General features: G+C 64.6%; 13 protein-coding genes. 10 read left to right on the plus strand and 3 right to left on the minus strand.

All coding sequences use genetic code 11. The features are described from left to right. Nucleotides 1-245: 245 nt before the first annotated feature. Nucleotides 246-1,058 carry a glycoside hydrolase family 18 protein gene (locus EJB06_RS31120; RefSeq protein WP_126077910.1) on the plus strand — a complete coding sequence of 271 codons (813 nt, stop codon included), beginning with the start codon at nucleotides 246-248 and terminating at the stop codon, nucleotides 1,056-1,058. 245 nt (nucleotides 1,059-1,303) lie between these two features. Here the strand turns inward: EJB06_RS31120 and EJB06_RS31125 are convergent, their stop codons facing one another. Continuing rightward, nucleotides 1,304-3,040, minus strand: a complete 1,737-nt coding sequence (locus EJB06_RS31125) for a lipocalin-like domain-containing protein (RefSeq protein WP_164558092.1) — start codon at nucleotides 3,038-3,040, stop codon at nucleotides 1,304-1,306. A gap of 195 nt (nucleotides 3,041-3,235) precedes the next feature. Continuing rightward, on the minus strand, nucleotides 3,236-3,790 hold the full coding sequence (locus EJB06_RS31130; protein ID WP_164558093.1) for a PEP-CTERM sorting domain-containing protein: 555 nt from the start codon (nucleotides 3,788-3,790) through the stop codon (nucleotides 3,236-3,238). Between the two features lie 185 nt (nucleotides 3,791-3,975). Between EJB06_RS31130 and EJB06_RS31135 the strand changes: the two genes are divergently transcribed. The 7 genes from EJB06_RS31135 (at nucleotide 3,976) to EJB06_RS31160 (ending at nucleotide 12,514) form a co-directional block, all read left to right on the plus strand. Further along, complete coding sequence (locus tag EJB06_RS31135) at nucleotides 3,976-5,625, plus strand: ATP-binding domain-containing protein (protein ID WP_126077913.1); 1,650 nt, start codon at nucleotides 3,976-3,978, stop codon at nucleotides 5,623-5,625. Between the two features lie 278 nt (nucleotides 5,626-5,903). Further along, nucleotides 5,904-8,453 carry a type VI secretion system Vgr family protein gene (locus EJB06_RS31140; protein WP_229427378.1) on the plus strand — a complete coding sequence of 850 codons (2,550 nt, stop codon included), beginning with the start codon at nucleotides 5,904-5,906 and terminating at the stop codon, nucleotides 8,451-8,453. Continuing rightward, nucleotides 8,450-10,294, plus strand: a complete 1,845-nt coding sequence (locus EJB06_RS31145) for a T6SS effector phospholipase Tle3 domain-containing protein (RefSeq protein WP_126077915.1) — start codon at nucleotides 8,450-8,452, stop codon at nucleotides 10,292-10,294. The genes EJB06_RS31140 and EJB06_RS31145 overlap by 4 nt, the downstream gene beginning before the upstream one ends. Then, entirely contained in the window at nucleotides 10,294-10,467 is a 174-nt protein-coding gene (locus tag EJB06_RS32130) for a hypothetical protein (RefSeq protein WP_164558094.1), read from the plus strand. Before EJB06_RS31145 ends, EJB06_RS32130 begins: the two co-directional genes overlap by 1 nt. Before the next feature lie 9 nt (nucleotides 10,468-10,476). Continuing rightward, on the plus strand, nucleotides 10,477-11,973 hold the full coding sequence (locus tag EJB06_RS31150) for a type VI lipase adapter Tla3 domain-containing protein (protein ID WP_126077916.1): 1,497 nt from the start codon (nucleotides 10,477-10,479) through the stop codon (nucleotides 11,971-11,973). Then, complete coding sequence (locus EJB06_RS31155; protein ID WP_126077917.1) at nucleotides 11,973-12,233, plus strand: PAAR domain-containing protein; 261 nt, start codon at nucleotides 11,973-11,975, stop codon at nucleotides 12,231-12,233. The genes EJB06_RS31150 and EJB06_RS31155 overlap by 1 nt, the downstream gene beginning before the upstream one ends. Nucleotides 12,234-12,259: 26 nt before the next feature. Continuing rightward, a complete protein-coding gene (locus tag EJB06_RS31160) occupies nucleotides 12,260-12,514 on the plus strand; it encodes a hypothetical protein (RefSeq protein ID WP_126077918.1) in 255 nt (84 codons plus the stop codon). 11 nt (nucleotides 12,515-12,525) lie between these two features. Here EJB06_RS31160 and EJB06_RS31165 read toward each other — a convergent pair whose 3' ends face one another. Then, entirely contained in the window at nucleotides 12,526-13,269 is a 744-nt protein-coding gene (locus EJB06_RS31165; RefSeq protein WP_126077919.1) for a LytR/AlgR family response regulator transcription factor, read from the minus strand. 216 nt (nucleotides 13,270-13,485) lie between these two features. Between EJB06_RS31165 and EJB06_RS32800 the strand changes: the two genes are divergently transcribed. Together EJB06_RS32800 and EJB06_RS32805 are read left to right on the plus strand one after the other, a co-directional pair. Further along, nucleotides 13,486-13,644: a hypothetical protein gene (locus EJB06_RS32800; protein ID WP_229427379.1), complete on the plus strand. Its 159-nt coding sequence runs from the start codon at nucleotides 13,486-13,488 to the stop codon at nucleotides 13,642-13,644. Next, the coding region (locus EJB06_RS32805) for a histidine kinase (protein ID WP_126077920.1) at nucleotides 13,637-15,182 on the plus strand (1,546 nt) is incomplete at its 3' end. The genes EJB06_RS32800 and EJB06_RS32805, both read left to right, overlap by 8 nt.

Raw genomic sequence — 15,182 nt, forward strand, 5'->3', positions numbered from 1 at the left:
CTATCGTGGTGTCCGAAATTACTTGACCACAGCACGTCGACCAGTAAAGGTGTCGCAATCAATTTGCTATTTGGAAAGATATTCACTCAGCGTGTCGAGCTATCCGCCCCCGAACTCGATTGCAACAATTCGATAGTTTTGCATCAAAATAAACGTATATCGTCGATCGACGTTGTTCCTTGTTCCATCCAGGGCAACCGTCAATTCAAGGACCTTCCTTCCCCAACAACGATAGGAGTCACGATATGAGTTTCGAGCTAGCAACTTGGTACGACACATGGAACGCCACTGGCTTGCAAAATCTGGCGCAAGGCAAGGTTCCCCTTGGTTTGGCAACGCGTTACAACCTGGCGTTCGGCACACTGCTGGCGGGGCCGAACGGCTATTCGCTGGACATGAACGCGCAATTTTTCAGCCAGGTGCTGGCGCAGATTCGGGCCCAGGCCCCTGGCGTGCTGGTCTACGGGGGAATTGGCAGCGACGGGCTTGCCGAAACCGTGCTGGACAATCAACAACATAACAACCGGTCGACCGCGAATATCGTCGCCTACCTCCAGCAGCAGGGCATGAATGGCATCAACATCGACGCCGAAGACCGGGGCGACGCCATGGCCAGCGTCGCGCAACTGGTCAGCCAGCTCGGCCCCAGTTTCAAGGCGGCAGGCCTCGGCATCGCCGTATCGGCGCCCTGGCCGGAGGAAGGTCCTGCCAGTCTGTATGGCGAGAACGCGGTAGCGGCCTTCAATCAGCATGTCGACGTGGTCGAACTGCAGGACTACTCGTCCAGCGGCACACCCGCAGACGCCAGAGTCTGGCTGGAGGCAGGGATCAGCGGCGCCATTCTGATGGGCGGGATCTGCACCGAAAACAGCGATGTGCAAACCTCGTTCGACAATATCGCGGCCTGGACCAATTTTGCTCTGCAAAACCAGCTACGCGGCATGTTTAGCTGGAGGCTGGACAACGATCACGGCTCGGACGGCCAGAATGAAGATATCGAACCCACCTTTGCGGGTGCGCAGGCGCTGTACACAGCCGTCCACGGTTTCGTCGGCTAGCGCAAGGTCGGGGGGGCGAGCAGCCGGCGTCAGTGCCATCCGGTGAGGTCGCTGCCGGCAAGCAGAAACCCCTCCCCCGTGAGCAACCCGATCTGGTCGATGCGCGCCCGAACCGGGCGCAGCGGGGTGCCAGCCACATGCGTTGACGTCGAACCGCGCACAGGCAAGCAGGTGGACTACCCGATCAAAAAAGCAGGCGCCGCCCGATTGACACGGCGCCTGTGCAAGCCAAAACCTCCGGCTTGCTATTTCTCGGAATTTGGCAATTGGGGAGGTTTGGCGTCTTTAAGAATTTGATAAAGTTCGTCAGCGTTCTCTTTCTCGCTTAAATAAGTCTGGCTTTGCTCGATCAACGCGCGAGACGGAGGCACCGGAATGAGCAGTTGCCCAGTTTCCTCGTTGACAGGCAGTCCTGCCAACCGAAGTACCGTGGCAGCCGAGTGGGCCCAGTTGGTGCCCTCGGCGAACCCGCGGCCCATTTCCACGCCGGCCGGATCATGGATGACTGCCCCGCCTTCGGTGTATTGCAGTCCAGTTCCAAAAAATCCTGTCTGACCCGACGCGATCAAGGGCTTCATCGTAAACACGGTCAGGCGTTGCGGAAGCGGAAGCGATAGTGCCGGAGCCACAGGCTGTTCGAGCACGAACCGATAGCCGGCGGGATACCATGTGTTGGTCGGCGGATAGATGTCGGGATTGGGCGACGTGGTGTTCTTCACCCAGTCTGTCACGGTCATCGTGCCGACGATATCGATGGGGTGGTCGATATCATCGATATATTTGCCGCTCACCTGTGCGGACATCGGTCCCGGCGGCGTCGTCCCGGTCTGCCAGTAGAACGCGGCGTTCGACTCCTGGTGCAGCGCTGAGAACGTCATCTGCACCTCGCACGGCACGCCGTGTTCCGGGTCGGCGTTGAACTGCAGCTCGAACCAGTCCCAACCACCAGTCGGTTGCTTTGGCTTTTCTGAATCGGCAACCGGAATATTTTTCAGGGCGCGCAAGACCGCATGCTGCCCGGCGCCGTCCGGCATGAATCCGCCGGTCCACTGATGGTCGTACCACATGCTGCCGGCCTTGAGCACGATGCGCTTGCCGGCAATCGTGATTGCGCTCTCGACTCCGTCCCGCAATTTGAGCAGCGGCGCAGAATAATAAAGTGTGCCCAATCCGTCGATGCTGGGCGAGCAGCCGCCGTCGCCCTGGAAAAAATGGCCCTTCGGATTATCGAGCGTGAGATCGATGTCGAACTCGACCTCTGGTGCCTTGCCCATATCCCAGCCTCGGGCTTGCAGGTGGACGGGGAACAGATCGCCGTTGGCGCTGAGTCCCTCGATAAGGTTGCGCCCGAGCCGATACGTGAACGGCGCCGATTCCAAGTCGATCAGTCCCGTTGTACCGGCAACAACGACGGTGTTGGCGCGGTATTGCTGGCCGGTTTGCGGGTCGCAGATCGCAAGGTGCATCTCCAGCGACTGGTTCTCGATATCGCTCAAGCCAAGCTCCGCGGCCATCGGCGGCGGCAGCAGCGAATACTGCCAGAACATCAGTTCGACGCTAAAGTGTTTGCCGGATTCATCGGTAAAATTGCCGACGAAAAAATGCCATCCCAGCTGGTATTTCAATTGCGGCAGGTCGATAGCGGGGAAATCGAAGCGGGGATCCAACGGAATGGCGTCATAGAGGGAATTCGATGTTGGCCCGAGGAACAGGCAGCTCGCATAAAACTCGCGCGGGCTCATCCCTTTCGCGCTCTCCCAGTGCTTGCTCAGATAGTCATAGCGCTCCGTCCAGTCCGGCACAAACGATACATCGCTTCCCTCAAGCTGCTGGAGCCGCTGGAGAAACCGCCTGGCATAGGCGGCTTCGCTGTTTTTTTCGCTGTCGATGCGGCGAAGGATGTCGGGAGGAATTTTCGCGGCATCATATTCTTTCATCCAAAGGGCTTGGGCAATACTCTGCAGGGTGAGGGGATTCATCATCGTCTTTCGCGTAAGGTGGGACCTGTCAACAGAAAAACTCCGAACGGCCGACATTCGGGCATGGGGTTCAAACACGTGTCATTGTGTTTTGATCCATAGTTTCATATTGACAGTATTTACACAACGGGAATCTCGCTCTCCTCCTTGCTGGCGTCGCGCCCCCACGCACCCGGGTCGCTTCCGCACCAAGTTTGGCTACGACCGGCGCAGACGCCGGCCGCGCCAGGCCAGCACACCCAGCCCCAGCGCCAGCATGGCGTAGGTGGCCGGCTCCGGCACCGGGGAAATCTCGAACAGGGTGTCCTCGGTCCAGCGCAAGGTATACGACGCCGGGTTGCCCATCCAGTAAGAATATTCCTTGACCTCGAACCCGCTGATCGCCTCGCCTCCCGCGATGCCGGCCTCGTTCCACGGATCGGTGGTCCAGGAGGTCTCGAACATGAGGGCCCCGCCCGGGGTATAGGAAAATTCGAACAGCCCGCACAGGAACACTTCCGGGCCGCAGCCGCCGACATACTCCTGGCCGCCGAGCACGAACGAGCTCACCTCACTGTGTTCCAGCCTCCCGTCGCCGTTCAGGTCCTCGCTGACGAAATGGCCTTGCACGCGCGCGTTGGGCAGGAACTGCCCCGCTTCCTCGTGGAAAAAACCTGTGTAGCTGAACTGGCGGAAAGTAGCTTCCGCGCGGGCGCTGCCCGCCAGCAAGGCAGCGCTCGCCGCAGCGGCGATAAGGGATGCGGATTTGAGCATAGTGGTCTCCTGGAGGAACCGACAGCTTAGCAAATTAGCATCAGCAAACTGTCGTACAAACGCCGCATTTGCGACAAATAGTCGCGCCTCGCGGCGCTTGGCCGGGATGCGGGCACACAAGCGTGCGCCCTGTCGCCAGAGCTGCAATGTTATATTCATCACCACAATCCACCCACCCGCATCCTATGGCCCACATTCTTCCTACCGGCTGGCAAGCCATGGCGGTCACCGGCAGCGCCGTGCGCGAGATCGAGACGCTGACCTATCTGGAACGCACCCTGGCCGACGCCCCTTACCGCATCTACCACGGCGTGCACTGGACCAATGTCGAAAACGGCTTTTCCGCCTTCGGCGAGATCGATTTCATCCTGGTCGCGCCGAATGGCCGCCTGCTGCTGATCGAGCAGAAGTCGGGCCTGCTGAACGAAACGCCCGACGGCCTGGTCAAGCATTACGAAGGCAAGCCGCGCAAGGTCGCCAACCACATCCTGCGCTCGATCAAGGGCCTCACCGAGCGCTTCGGCGGCGAGCTGTCCATCGATTACCTGCTGTACTGCCCCGACTACATCGTGCGCAATGCGCAGCTGGCCGGCATCGATCCGCGCCACATCATCGACGCCACCGGCAAGGACCGCCTGGCCCAGGCGATCCGCGCCATCCTGCCGTTGGCCGGCACCCATCCCGGCGATCCCAACCCCAACGAGCAGTTCGAGAAAGTCACGCGCTTTCTCGGCAACATGCTCAGCCTGCGGCCCGATCCGAGCGCCATGATCGGCAACGCGGCGGCCATGGTCACGCGCCTGTCGGGCGGGCTGGCGACCTGGGCGCGCAAGCTGGAATTCACGCCGTTCCGCCTGCGCGTGTCCGGCACCGCCGGCAGCGGCAAGACCCAGCTGGCGCTGGCCGAGTACGCGGCCGCCATCGAGGCCGGCCTGTCGCCCCTGTACGTCTGCTACAACCGGCCGCTGGCGGACCACATCGGGCACCTGGTGCCTGCGGGCGGGCGGGTGGCGAGCTTCCACATGCTCAGCGACGCCTTCCTGCGCGCCCAGGGCCACATCCCCGATTACGCCGCGCCCGGCGTGTGGGAGCGGATCGAAGCGCACATGGCCGGCGCCGACCTGCCGCATAGCTGGAAGTACGACGTGCTGATCGTCGACGAGGGCCAGGATTTCTCGCCGGCCTGGCGCGACATCCTGCTGCGCATGCTCAAGGACGAGGGCCGCGCGATCTGGCTGGAAGACCCCAACCAGAACCTGTACGGGCGCCCCGCGGTGCCGCTGCCGGGCTGGGTCACCTTGCATTCCGACACCAACTTCCGCAGTCCGCGCCAGATCGTCGACATGCTGGCCTCGATCGGGGCGGTGCATCCGCCGGTGCAGGCCGGCAGTCCCTTCAAGGGCGCCGACATCGAGGAGCTGCAGTATCCGGAAGGCGATACCGAGGCCATGCTGGCGCAAACCCGGCGCGCGGTCACCCTGTGCCTGGGCGCCGGCTTCGCGCGCCACGATATCGCCATCGCCTCCTTCCGCGGGCGCGACAAGTCGGCCATCCTGCGCCTCGACAAGCTGAGCGAGGCGCACACCCTGCACTCCTTCACCGGCGAGTACGACCTGTTCGGCACCCCGATCTACCGCCAGGGCGGCTTGCTGGCCGAATCGGTGTACCGCTTCAAGGGCCAGTCGGCGCCGGCCGTCATTTTCACCGAGATCGATTTCGAACAGATCGACGAGCTGGTCTTGCGCAAATTGTTCGTCGGCATGACCCGCGCCCGCCTCAAGCTGGTGCTGGTACTCAGCGACCGCGCCGCGCAGCAATTGCTGGACCGCATGTGACGCATCGCGCGCCCGATGCCCGCCGCATGTTGCATATTTTCATCAAACAAGCCCATCTGTTGTTTTGCCGCAGCACATTATTTCCCTATCTCCCCCGCAAGACCCGCTTGCAGGTAAATACATAGCAATTATTTTTTAGCAATACAACTGACAGTCGCCCTGATGTTCAGATACTATGTTTAATGGTTATATAACGCCTGATCGAGGAAGCAATTCTTATGGGTAGTATTTCTGCGGCGGTAGCGGCAATGGCGCTGAGCCGACAACACAATCGCATCATGCGCCTGTCTTTCCCGCACGGGGACGGCCCGGACGATGTGCTGCTGGCCAACCGCATGGAGGCGCGCGAAGAATTGTCGCGCGACTTCGAGTACACCGTGGAAGTGCTGTCCGACAACGCCAGCATCGCCCTCAAGGATTTGCAGGGCAAGATGGTCACCATCGAGCTGGTGCGCGGCGACGGCACCCTGCGCTACTTCAACGGCTATGTGTTCGCCTTCCAGCTGGCGCGCACCGACGGCAGCGTGGCGTTTTACTCGATGGTCCTGAAGCCCTGGCTGGCCTACCTCAAGCTGCGCCGCGACAACTACGTCTTCCACGACGCCACCCTGCGCGAACAGACTACCAGCATCTTCGACGATTACGGCACCCATCCCGACTGGGATTGCCGGATCCGCTCGGACGAGCCGCGCATGACCATGGCCTGCCAGTTCGCCGAAGACGACCACAACTACCTGCACCGGCGCTGGGAAGCGGCCGGCTGGCATTACTGGTACGAGCACACGGCCAGCGGCCACAAGCTGATCCTGTCGGACGACTCGCCCCAGGCCGCCCCCATCGACGGCAAGCCGGAAGTGCGCTTCCAGCGCCACGGCGGCGTGATCGAGGAAGATGCGATCGGCGAATGGTCGCCCGTGCGCGACCTGGTCGCGGCCAGCATCGCCCTGTCGAGCTTCGACTTCAAGCATCCGCATCCGGCCAACGTCGACGTGCCCACCCTGAACCAGCAGGGCGCGGTGCTGAAGATCGAATCCTACGAGTACACCGGCGCCTACGGTTTTACCGACAGCGCCGCCGGCACCGAACAGGCGCGCCTGCGCATGGAAGAAACCGAAGCGAGCGGCAAGCATTTTTCGGCGCGCGGCAACAACCGCTTCAGCATGCCGGGCCGCAGCTTCCGCCTGGCCGAGCATTTCCATGACGATCCGGACGGCGCCGGCGGCGCCGAACAGAACGACTTCCTGATCGTCGGCGTGCACCATACGATCAGCAACAATTACCTGCAACAAGTCGATACCCCGGCCGAGTACAGCAACCGCTTCACCTGCCTGCGCAAGCGCATTCCCTGGCGTCCGGGACGCGGCTACAACAGCACCGCCACGCGCATCCTGGCGCCGCAGACCGCCACCGTGGTCACCCCGGCCGGCGACGATGTGTTCACCGATGCCTACGGCCGCGTGCGCGTGCAATTCCACTGGGACCGGGTCGGCAGCAACGATGAACGCAGCTCGGCCTGGCTGCGCGTGTCGACCCCCTGGGCCGGCGCCGAACTGGGCGCGCACGCGATTCCGCGCAAGGGCCAGGAAGTGGTGGTGGTCTGGCTCGACGGCAACCCCGACCGGCCGATCATTTCGGGCGCGGTATACAACGAACGCAATATGCCGCCGTGGAAGGTCGCCGACCAAAAAGCCCTGATGGGCATCCGCAGCCGCGAACTGACGCCCGATGGCGGCAATGCCGCCGGCGGGCGCAGCAACCATCTGGTGCTGGACGATTCGGGCGGCCAGATCCAGGCCCAGCTCAAAAGCGACCACCAGCACAGCCAGTTGTCGCTCGGCCATATCACTCGCATCGAAGACAATATGGGGCGCAAGGATAGCCGCGGCGAAGGCTTTGCGCTGGAAACCAACGGCGCCGGCGCCCTGCGCGCCTCGCGCGGTCTGCTGCTGTCGACCGACGGGCGCACGCGCGCGGTCGGCGGCACCCTCAGCCGCGACGAGCTGGTGCGCTGCCTGGAACAGGCGCTCGACCTGGCCCGCAGCCTGGGCGACGCCGCCGAACAGCACGAGGGCGGCGCGCGCGACTCCAAGCCGCAGGAGTCGCTGACCGAGGCGGTCAGCGCGCTCGGCCACGGCAGCGGCAACGAAACCGGCGAGAAGGGCCGCATGCCGGGCGGCGTGCCGGTCATCGCCATCACCGCCGCCGCCGGCATCGCCAGCGCCACGCCGATGGACCAGACCCACTTCGCCGGCAAGAACATGGACACGGTGGCGCGCCACAACCAGCAGCACTACGCCGGCAAGAACATCCTGCACACGGCCGGCAAGGATATCGAACAGTTCGCGCTGGACGGCGACATCCGCAGCATCGCCAACAAGGGCAAGCTGATCCAGCAAGCCCAGCACAACGCCATCGAAATCACGGCCGACAAGAGCGTCACCGTGCTTTCGACCAAGGACCACATCCTGATGGCGGCCGAAAAGCACGTCACGCTCACCAGCGGCGGGGCGTACATCAAGCTCTCGGGCGGCAATATCGAGATCGTCTGCCCGGGCAACCTGATCTTCAAGTCGGCCTCGCGTTCGTTTACCGGGCCGGGCAGCATGAAGCAGGACATGCCGACCTTCGAGGTGGGCGATACCGGGCGCAAGTTCATGCTGCACCGTGACGGCGACAAGCTCGACAAACTGGACAATCACAACTACAAAATCAAGCTCGACGACGGCCAGCTTATCGAAGGCAAGACCGGCAAGGATGGCTTGACCAAACTGGCGGAGAAAGACGTGATGCGCATCGCCGACATCAAGGTGTGGAAGGACAAGGCATGAACAAGCAGGACAACCTGGTCGTTCCCGGCAATGAAGAACAGATTCTGCTGACAAGCAAGTCGACGGCGGGCATTCCGATCAAGCGCAGCATGCCCTGCATCACCATCCTGGTGCACGGGGTGAACGACGTGGGCGAAGCCTTCTACAAGCAGGAAACCGGCCTGTGCGCCGGCCTGAACACGCGCCTGGGCCGCACCGACATCCAGCCCGGAAAATGGGTGGTGCCGGAACCCAAGCCGTCCGGCACCTATGTCGACACGGACGTGCTGGCCGACCCGGACAAGGTTTATTTCCAGCGCAAGCCGGACGAGGGAACCTCCTCGGTGATTCCGTTTTACTGGGGTTTTCGGGAGGAAGCGGAGCAGGCCGACACCAAGCAGCCGCACAAGGAATACGTCGACCGCCACGGCAACCGCATCGATAAACGCTTCGGCAAGAATGGCGGACCGTTCGCCAACGCGACCACGAATATCCCGGACATGTTCGGCCCGGGTTTCCGGCGCAACTGGGCGATCCGGCGCGCCGATCCCGACGACGGCACCCACCCGCTGCTGGACGCGCCCGACCGCACCTATATGATCCTGGCGGCCCAGCGCCTGGCGGCCTTGCTGCGCATCATCCGCAAAAAGTCGCCGAACGAACCGGTCAACATCATCGCGCACAGCCAGGGCTGCTTCGTCACCCTGCTGGCGCACGCCATGCTGGGCAAGGAAGGCGCCGGCATCAAGGCCGATACGGTGGTGCTCAACAATCCGCCCTACAGCCTCGAAGAACCGTTCATCGAAACCTTCCAGACCGGCAGCGACCAGCAGACCGGCGCCGCGCGCGAAGAAACCCTGCGCAAGATCGTGGCCGACTTCATGACCACCGCGCCGGCCACGGTGCCCGCCTTCGCCACCCTCAAGACCGAGGGCGAGGGCGTGGTCGGACGCACCTGGGAGCCGGCCGCCCGTTTCGAGCGCGACAACCGCGGCAAGGTATTTCTCTACTTCAGCCCGGACGACGCCACCGTCGGCCTGCCGAACATCCAGGGCATCGGCTGGTGGGGCGTGTACGAAGACATGCGCGTCAAGCTCGGCAGCCGCTTTTTCCAGCGCATGTTTACTGCGCCGGACGGCAAAAACAAGGATGCCCGGCAGATCGGCGTGGCCCCCTATGAATTCAAGATTCACTTCAAGTGGAATGTCGGCCACACCTTCGGCCGCAAGCGCTTCATCAACGGCGAGCAGCTGAACGTGCCGTTCCGGCCGGAAATGGGGCCGGCCAAGCTGGACAACGGTCCGATCGACGCCGCCATCGGCGCCACCAGTCCCTACACCAAGAAGGGCCAGGAAGGCATGTTGCCGGGCGATACCCCGGAACAGGCCAAGGCGCGCTGGATGAACCGCGACGGCGACAACTCCTACCACTCGAGCATCGTCAGCAACAGCATGCATACCGAGAAAGCGACCGCCTACGATGTCTGCATCGGCATCAGCGAGATTCTCAAGACCAATAACGTGACATGGATCACCTTCCTGCGCGCGGTGGCCGACTGGCGCACCAACTGGCATGGCGCGGCCGATGAAAAAGGAGCGAACGAAGCCTCGTTCCCGCCGCCGGCGCCCGAGATCGTGGCCATGCTCAACGGTGAAATCGCGGCCGGCGACCGCGAGGTCATCAACGGCAACTTCCACTATCATGCGATCGGGGGCGACCATCCCGGCAAGCTGCCGGATTTCACCTTGAAATGCAATGTCGCCAGCCTGAGTCCCTTCGTCGTCTCGGAAACGACCGGGGCGCGCGCCCAGGAACGGCAGCGGCTGTATCATGAGCACCAGCTTTCCCACGGAGGATACTAATGAAGCTGCTACCACCTGGCGCCGCGCGCCGCGCCGTGTGCGGCGCGGCCATCATGGGGGTCCTGCTGTCGACGGCGGGCTGTTTCACCGCCTTCACGCCCAAGCGCAACTATTGCACCCACGACCCAAAAGACACGGCCGTGCCTTTATGCGAACCGAAAGCCCCGCAATAGGACCGGCCGATGGCCCTGCGCCCGCCTTGGCCGCATGCCGCGCTTGCCTGGCCGCTGGCGGGCATGCTGTACGCCGTCCAGGCCCTGGGCGCGCCGCCTACTCCCATTAACAAGATGGACCCTCTCATGTCGCAGACGCAAACCGGCAACACTTCCTACCCGCCCATCGACTCGCTGGACCTGGTCGGCGTCGGCGTGGCCGTCGAAACCTGGCGCAACCATCCCGACTATCCCAAATCCAACCTGTGGCAGGCGGTGCTGGACAGCAACGGCAGCTACATCGTTTCGCAAGACGCCAAGCAATATCCGAACAATTTGCAGGAATGGCAAATGATGGCGGCCAAGCGCAATCAGGACACGATCGACGCCGCCGTGCGCGAATTCATGGACCGCTACCCGCTGCCGATTTCGGTCGTCGCGCCCTCGTTCGGCGAACCGGCCGACGGTCCGGCACGCGAGTTGCGCCACAAGACGAATGCGGGCAGCGTGGTGGTGACCAAGGTGAGCGGCCACTACACCGATCAGGGTTCCTTCCGCGAGTTGCTGACCCAGAGCGGGCAGGTGGTCAAGTCCTATCTGAACGACGAGCCCGATCCGCTGTGGCAGACCCTGTTCGCCACCTTCGAGCAGAACGCGGACGTGCCGGCCATCGGCGTGCACGCCAAGGACAGCGCCATGCACCGCGCCCTGAGCTTCATCCGCAGCGATCCGCCGCGCTACGAAAAGCTGGCGGCCGAGCAGGTGTACCGCCCCAAGCAGGCGCGCACCATCAGCGACAGCTTTGCCATGCTGGTGCTGGCGCGGCGCGCGCGGGTCGAGCGCCTGCGCCCGTTCGCGCCGTTCGCGACCGACACCATGGTGGTCAAGAACCGCGGTGGACAGTTCTCGCGCAACTGGTCGGAGTTTGCCGGCTGGAAGAAAACCCCGCCCGCGCCGTTCGTGCCGAGTCCGTACATGGCCAAGCCGTGGACCCCCTTCCAGGTCGACCAGTTCGACCACCTGGAGCATCTCGGCACGGTGTACCGTCCGCAGGTGGTGTCCTATCTCGACGGCGCCGGCAAGCCGGTCAAGGCGGCCGAGAAAGTGGCGCGCATGGAAGCGGCCCTGCGCGCCGCGCTGGCCCCGCTGGACGGCAAGCTGCCGGTGCGCATCTTCTACGATTACGGCAGCGTCTGGGACGACCGCAACAGCGGCGCGCGCCTGGTGCCGCTGGTGCAAAGCCTGCATGCGGTCGATGACGAATTCGACCTGCTCGACCCCAAGCGCGGCTTCGACCTGGCGCGCATCCTGGGCGACACCGGCGCCGCCAGCGCCTTCGTGGGCGTCTCGCTGGCCTCGATGGCAGGACGCCAGAGCGGCGGCGCGACCCTGGTCGCCAACCTGCGCCGCAACGAGGGCGCCACCCTGCTGCTGGTGGTGCCGCCCACGGCCGAGCAGATGAAAAAAGATGCTGCCATCAAGCGTCCGTATTTCCCGTCCACCGCCGGCGTCAAGGATAGCTTCTGATGGACCGCCCGATTTGCTGCGAAGGCGATATGACCACCCACGGCGGCAAGGTCATCAAGGCCAGCGGCAGCTTCACCATCGACGGCCGCCGGGTTGCCCGCGTGGGCGACCTGGTCAGCTGCCCGCTGCACGGCATCAATCCCATCATCGAGGGCGATGGCGCGACCCTGGACGAATCGATTCCGCTGACCCTGCACGGCCACAAGAGCGCCTGCACCGCCATGGTCATCTGCACCGTGAACGCCACCGTCGATGCGTAATCCCCACCTACCCCTGGAACTGCCCCATGTCCACCAGCAGCATTGAAGCATATCCGCAGGACGACCTGAGCGTCCTGGCCCCCCCGGCCGGCACCGAACACCTGGTCGCGCTGCGTCCCGAGCCCTTGCCGGCGGTGGTAGTGGCCGCCGCCGCGCCCGAAGCGCCGGCGGCCGCACCCGTGAAAACCGGGCCCGAACCGGCCGGCGGCGTGCTGAAAGTCGTGGTCGGCGCCACCGTGGCCGGCTGCGCCGCCGCCGGCCTGTTCGCCTGGTTCAGCTGACAGGCGCCGGCCTACATCGCCCTGAACAGGTGCACGAAGGCGCGGCTGACCGGCAACTCGCGCCGCTGCCCGCGCATGCGCACGAACAGGCGCCCGCCCTCGTCGCGCCGGGTGCCGTCCAAAAACGCCAGGTTGATCAAGGTGGAGCGGTGCACCTGCCAGAACTGTTCCGGATCGCGCTGCGCCGCCAGGTCGGTGAGCGGGGTGCGGATCAGGTGTTCGCCCGCCGCGGTCGTCACCACCGTGTATTTGTCGTCGGCGTGGAAGAACAGCACGTTCTCCACCGCCACCTGGAACGTCAATTCGCCCTGCCCGGCCCGGATATAGCGCAGGCGCGGCTGTGCCTGCGCCGCCAATAAACGCGTCAGCGCCAGCGCCAGGCGCGCATCGTCCGGCGGCGGCGCGCAGGCCGCCTTGATGCGCTCCAGGGTGCGCGCCAGGCGTTCGCTCCCGACCGGCTTGAGGAGGTAGTCGAGCGCCGCATGCTCGAAGGCCTCGACCGCGTGGCTGTCGTAGGCGGTCACGAAAACCACCCTGGTCGGCCCTTCGATGCCCTGCGCCACTTCCAGTGCGCTCAGCCCCGGCATCTGGATGTCGAGGAAGGCCAGGTCCGGCTGCAGGGCGGCGATCGCGCGCGCCGCCTCGACGCCGTTCCCGGCCAGCTGCACGATCTCCAGTTCCGGCCACAGCGTGGCCAGTTGCTGCTGCGGGAAGCGCGCCAGGTGCGGCTCGTCGTCGGCGATCAGGGCGCGCATGGGGGCGTCTTTGTCGATGTCATGACGCCATTGTAGTGCCGCCGCTTGCGCGATCGCCAGCGCGGCGCGGCGAATCGACAGGGGCTGCGAGCGGCGGCAACCGTTCGTCGGCGCGCCTGTCGATCCGTCGCCGCGCCTGTCGATCCGTCGCGCGGCGCGTGCGCCGGCAGGCGGCGCCGGCCATCCTGCCCGCATCCCAACCACCGCAGGCATTGCATGTTCAAGCACACTACCCTGGCCGCTTCCCTCCTCCTGTTCGCCAACGCCGCCGTGGCGGCGCCCGCGCTGGCGCCGATCGAACCGCAGATGGTCACCATCAAGGCTGGCGAATTCAGGATGGGCAGCGCGCGCCGCCAATACGCAGCCGGTGCATAGCGTCGCGCTCAAGGCTTTCCGGATCGGCAAGTACGAAGCGAACGCCTTCGGCCTGCACGATACGCTCGGCAATATCGCCGAATTCGTCCAGGACTGCGAGCACGACAACGACACCGGCGCACCGGCCGACGGCAGCGCCTGGGTCGATGCCGCCTGCAAGTACCGCGTGCTGCGCGGCGGCAGCTGGCACTGGCGCGGCTACCACGCCAGCCAGCGCGGCGCCGGGCGCATTCGAGCTGGAGCTGGCCGAGGCGCAACAAGCCGAACGCACGCGCCGCGCCGCGCTGGCCGAGATCCCGCGCCCCAAGCCCTGAGCGGCAACGCTGCTACACTCGCCCCCATGGATACACGCCACACAGTCATGCACCCCTTGCGCAGTTTCCCGATCCTGAAAAAGCGCCGCGACGAGACCTGGGCGGCGCGCCTGCTGGCCGCCGTCTGGCTGGCCCTGGCGGTGACGCTCGCGCTGATGCTGGTGTCGGTGCTCCTGATGGGGAAGGCCGAACTGTCCTGGTGGACCACTTCGCTCGCCAACAACCTCCTGTTCGGCAGCTGCGCCGCCGCCAGCATGCTGCTGCTCATGCGCGCCTGCGAATGGCTGCTGCCGCAAGCGTGGATCGACGCGCTGTCCGCCATGCAGGGCTGGCGCCCGGCTGCGCTGATGAGCGCGATCCTGTTCGCGGGCGCCGCGCTCGGCGTGCGCGCCGGCTATGCCGTACTGGGGCAAGTCCACTCGGTCGACTTCTGGCAAAAACTGTCGGGCGCGCCGATGGTCCAGCTCAAGTTCGGCATTTTCGGCGTGCTGGTCCTGGCGGCCAACTGGGTCTGGTGGCAGTTCCGCGCAAAGGAAAAGGCGCTGGCGCAGCAGGCCGCCGAGTCGCAGCTGCGCATGCTGCAGGCGCAGATCGAGCCGCACTTCCTGTTCAATACCCTGGCCAACGTCCAGAGCCTGATCGCCACCGACGCGCCGCGCGCGCAACGGATGCTGGAAACCTTCACCGACTACCTGCGCGCCAGCCTCGGCCAGATGCGCGCCGGCGACAGCAGCCTCGGCGCGGAACTCGACACCGCCCACAATTACCTGCAGCTGATGCAGATCCGCATGGGAAGCCGCCTGACATTTTCCATTGATGCCAGCGAGGCGGTGCGCCAGGCGCCGATGCCGCCCCTGCTGCTGCAGCCGCTGGTCGAAAATGCCGTGCACCACGGCGTCGGCCCCAAGCTCGACGGCGGCCACGTGCGCATCGGGGCGGTGTTGCGCGATGGGCAGCTGGAGAATCGTGGTCGAGGACGATGGCGTCGGCATCGGGCAGGCGCGCCGCGGCGCCGGCAATGGCGTGGCGCTGATGAATATCCGCGCGCGCCTCGATACCGGTTTCGGCGCCCGTGCCGCGCTCGACATCGCCGCGCTGGCGCAAGGCACCCGGGCGACGATGCGCCTGCCGTTCCGGCCGCAGGCAGATCGACCCGCGCACGACTGAGGCAGCGCAAAGCTGGTGCGTTTTCGCTGGCTAGAATGCCTCATGCCCGCCCATCAC

It is taken from the genome of Massilia atriviolacea (genome assembly GCF_003953935.1).
Lineage (GTDB): Bacteria > Pseudomonadota > Gammaproteobacteria > Burkholderiales > Burkholderiaceae_D > Telluria_A > Telluria_A atriviolacea.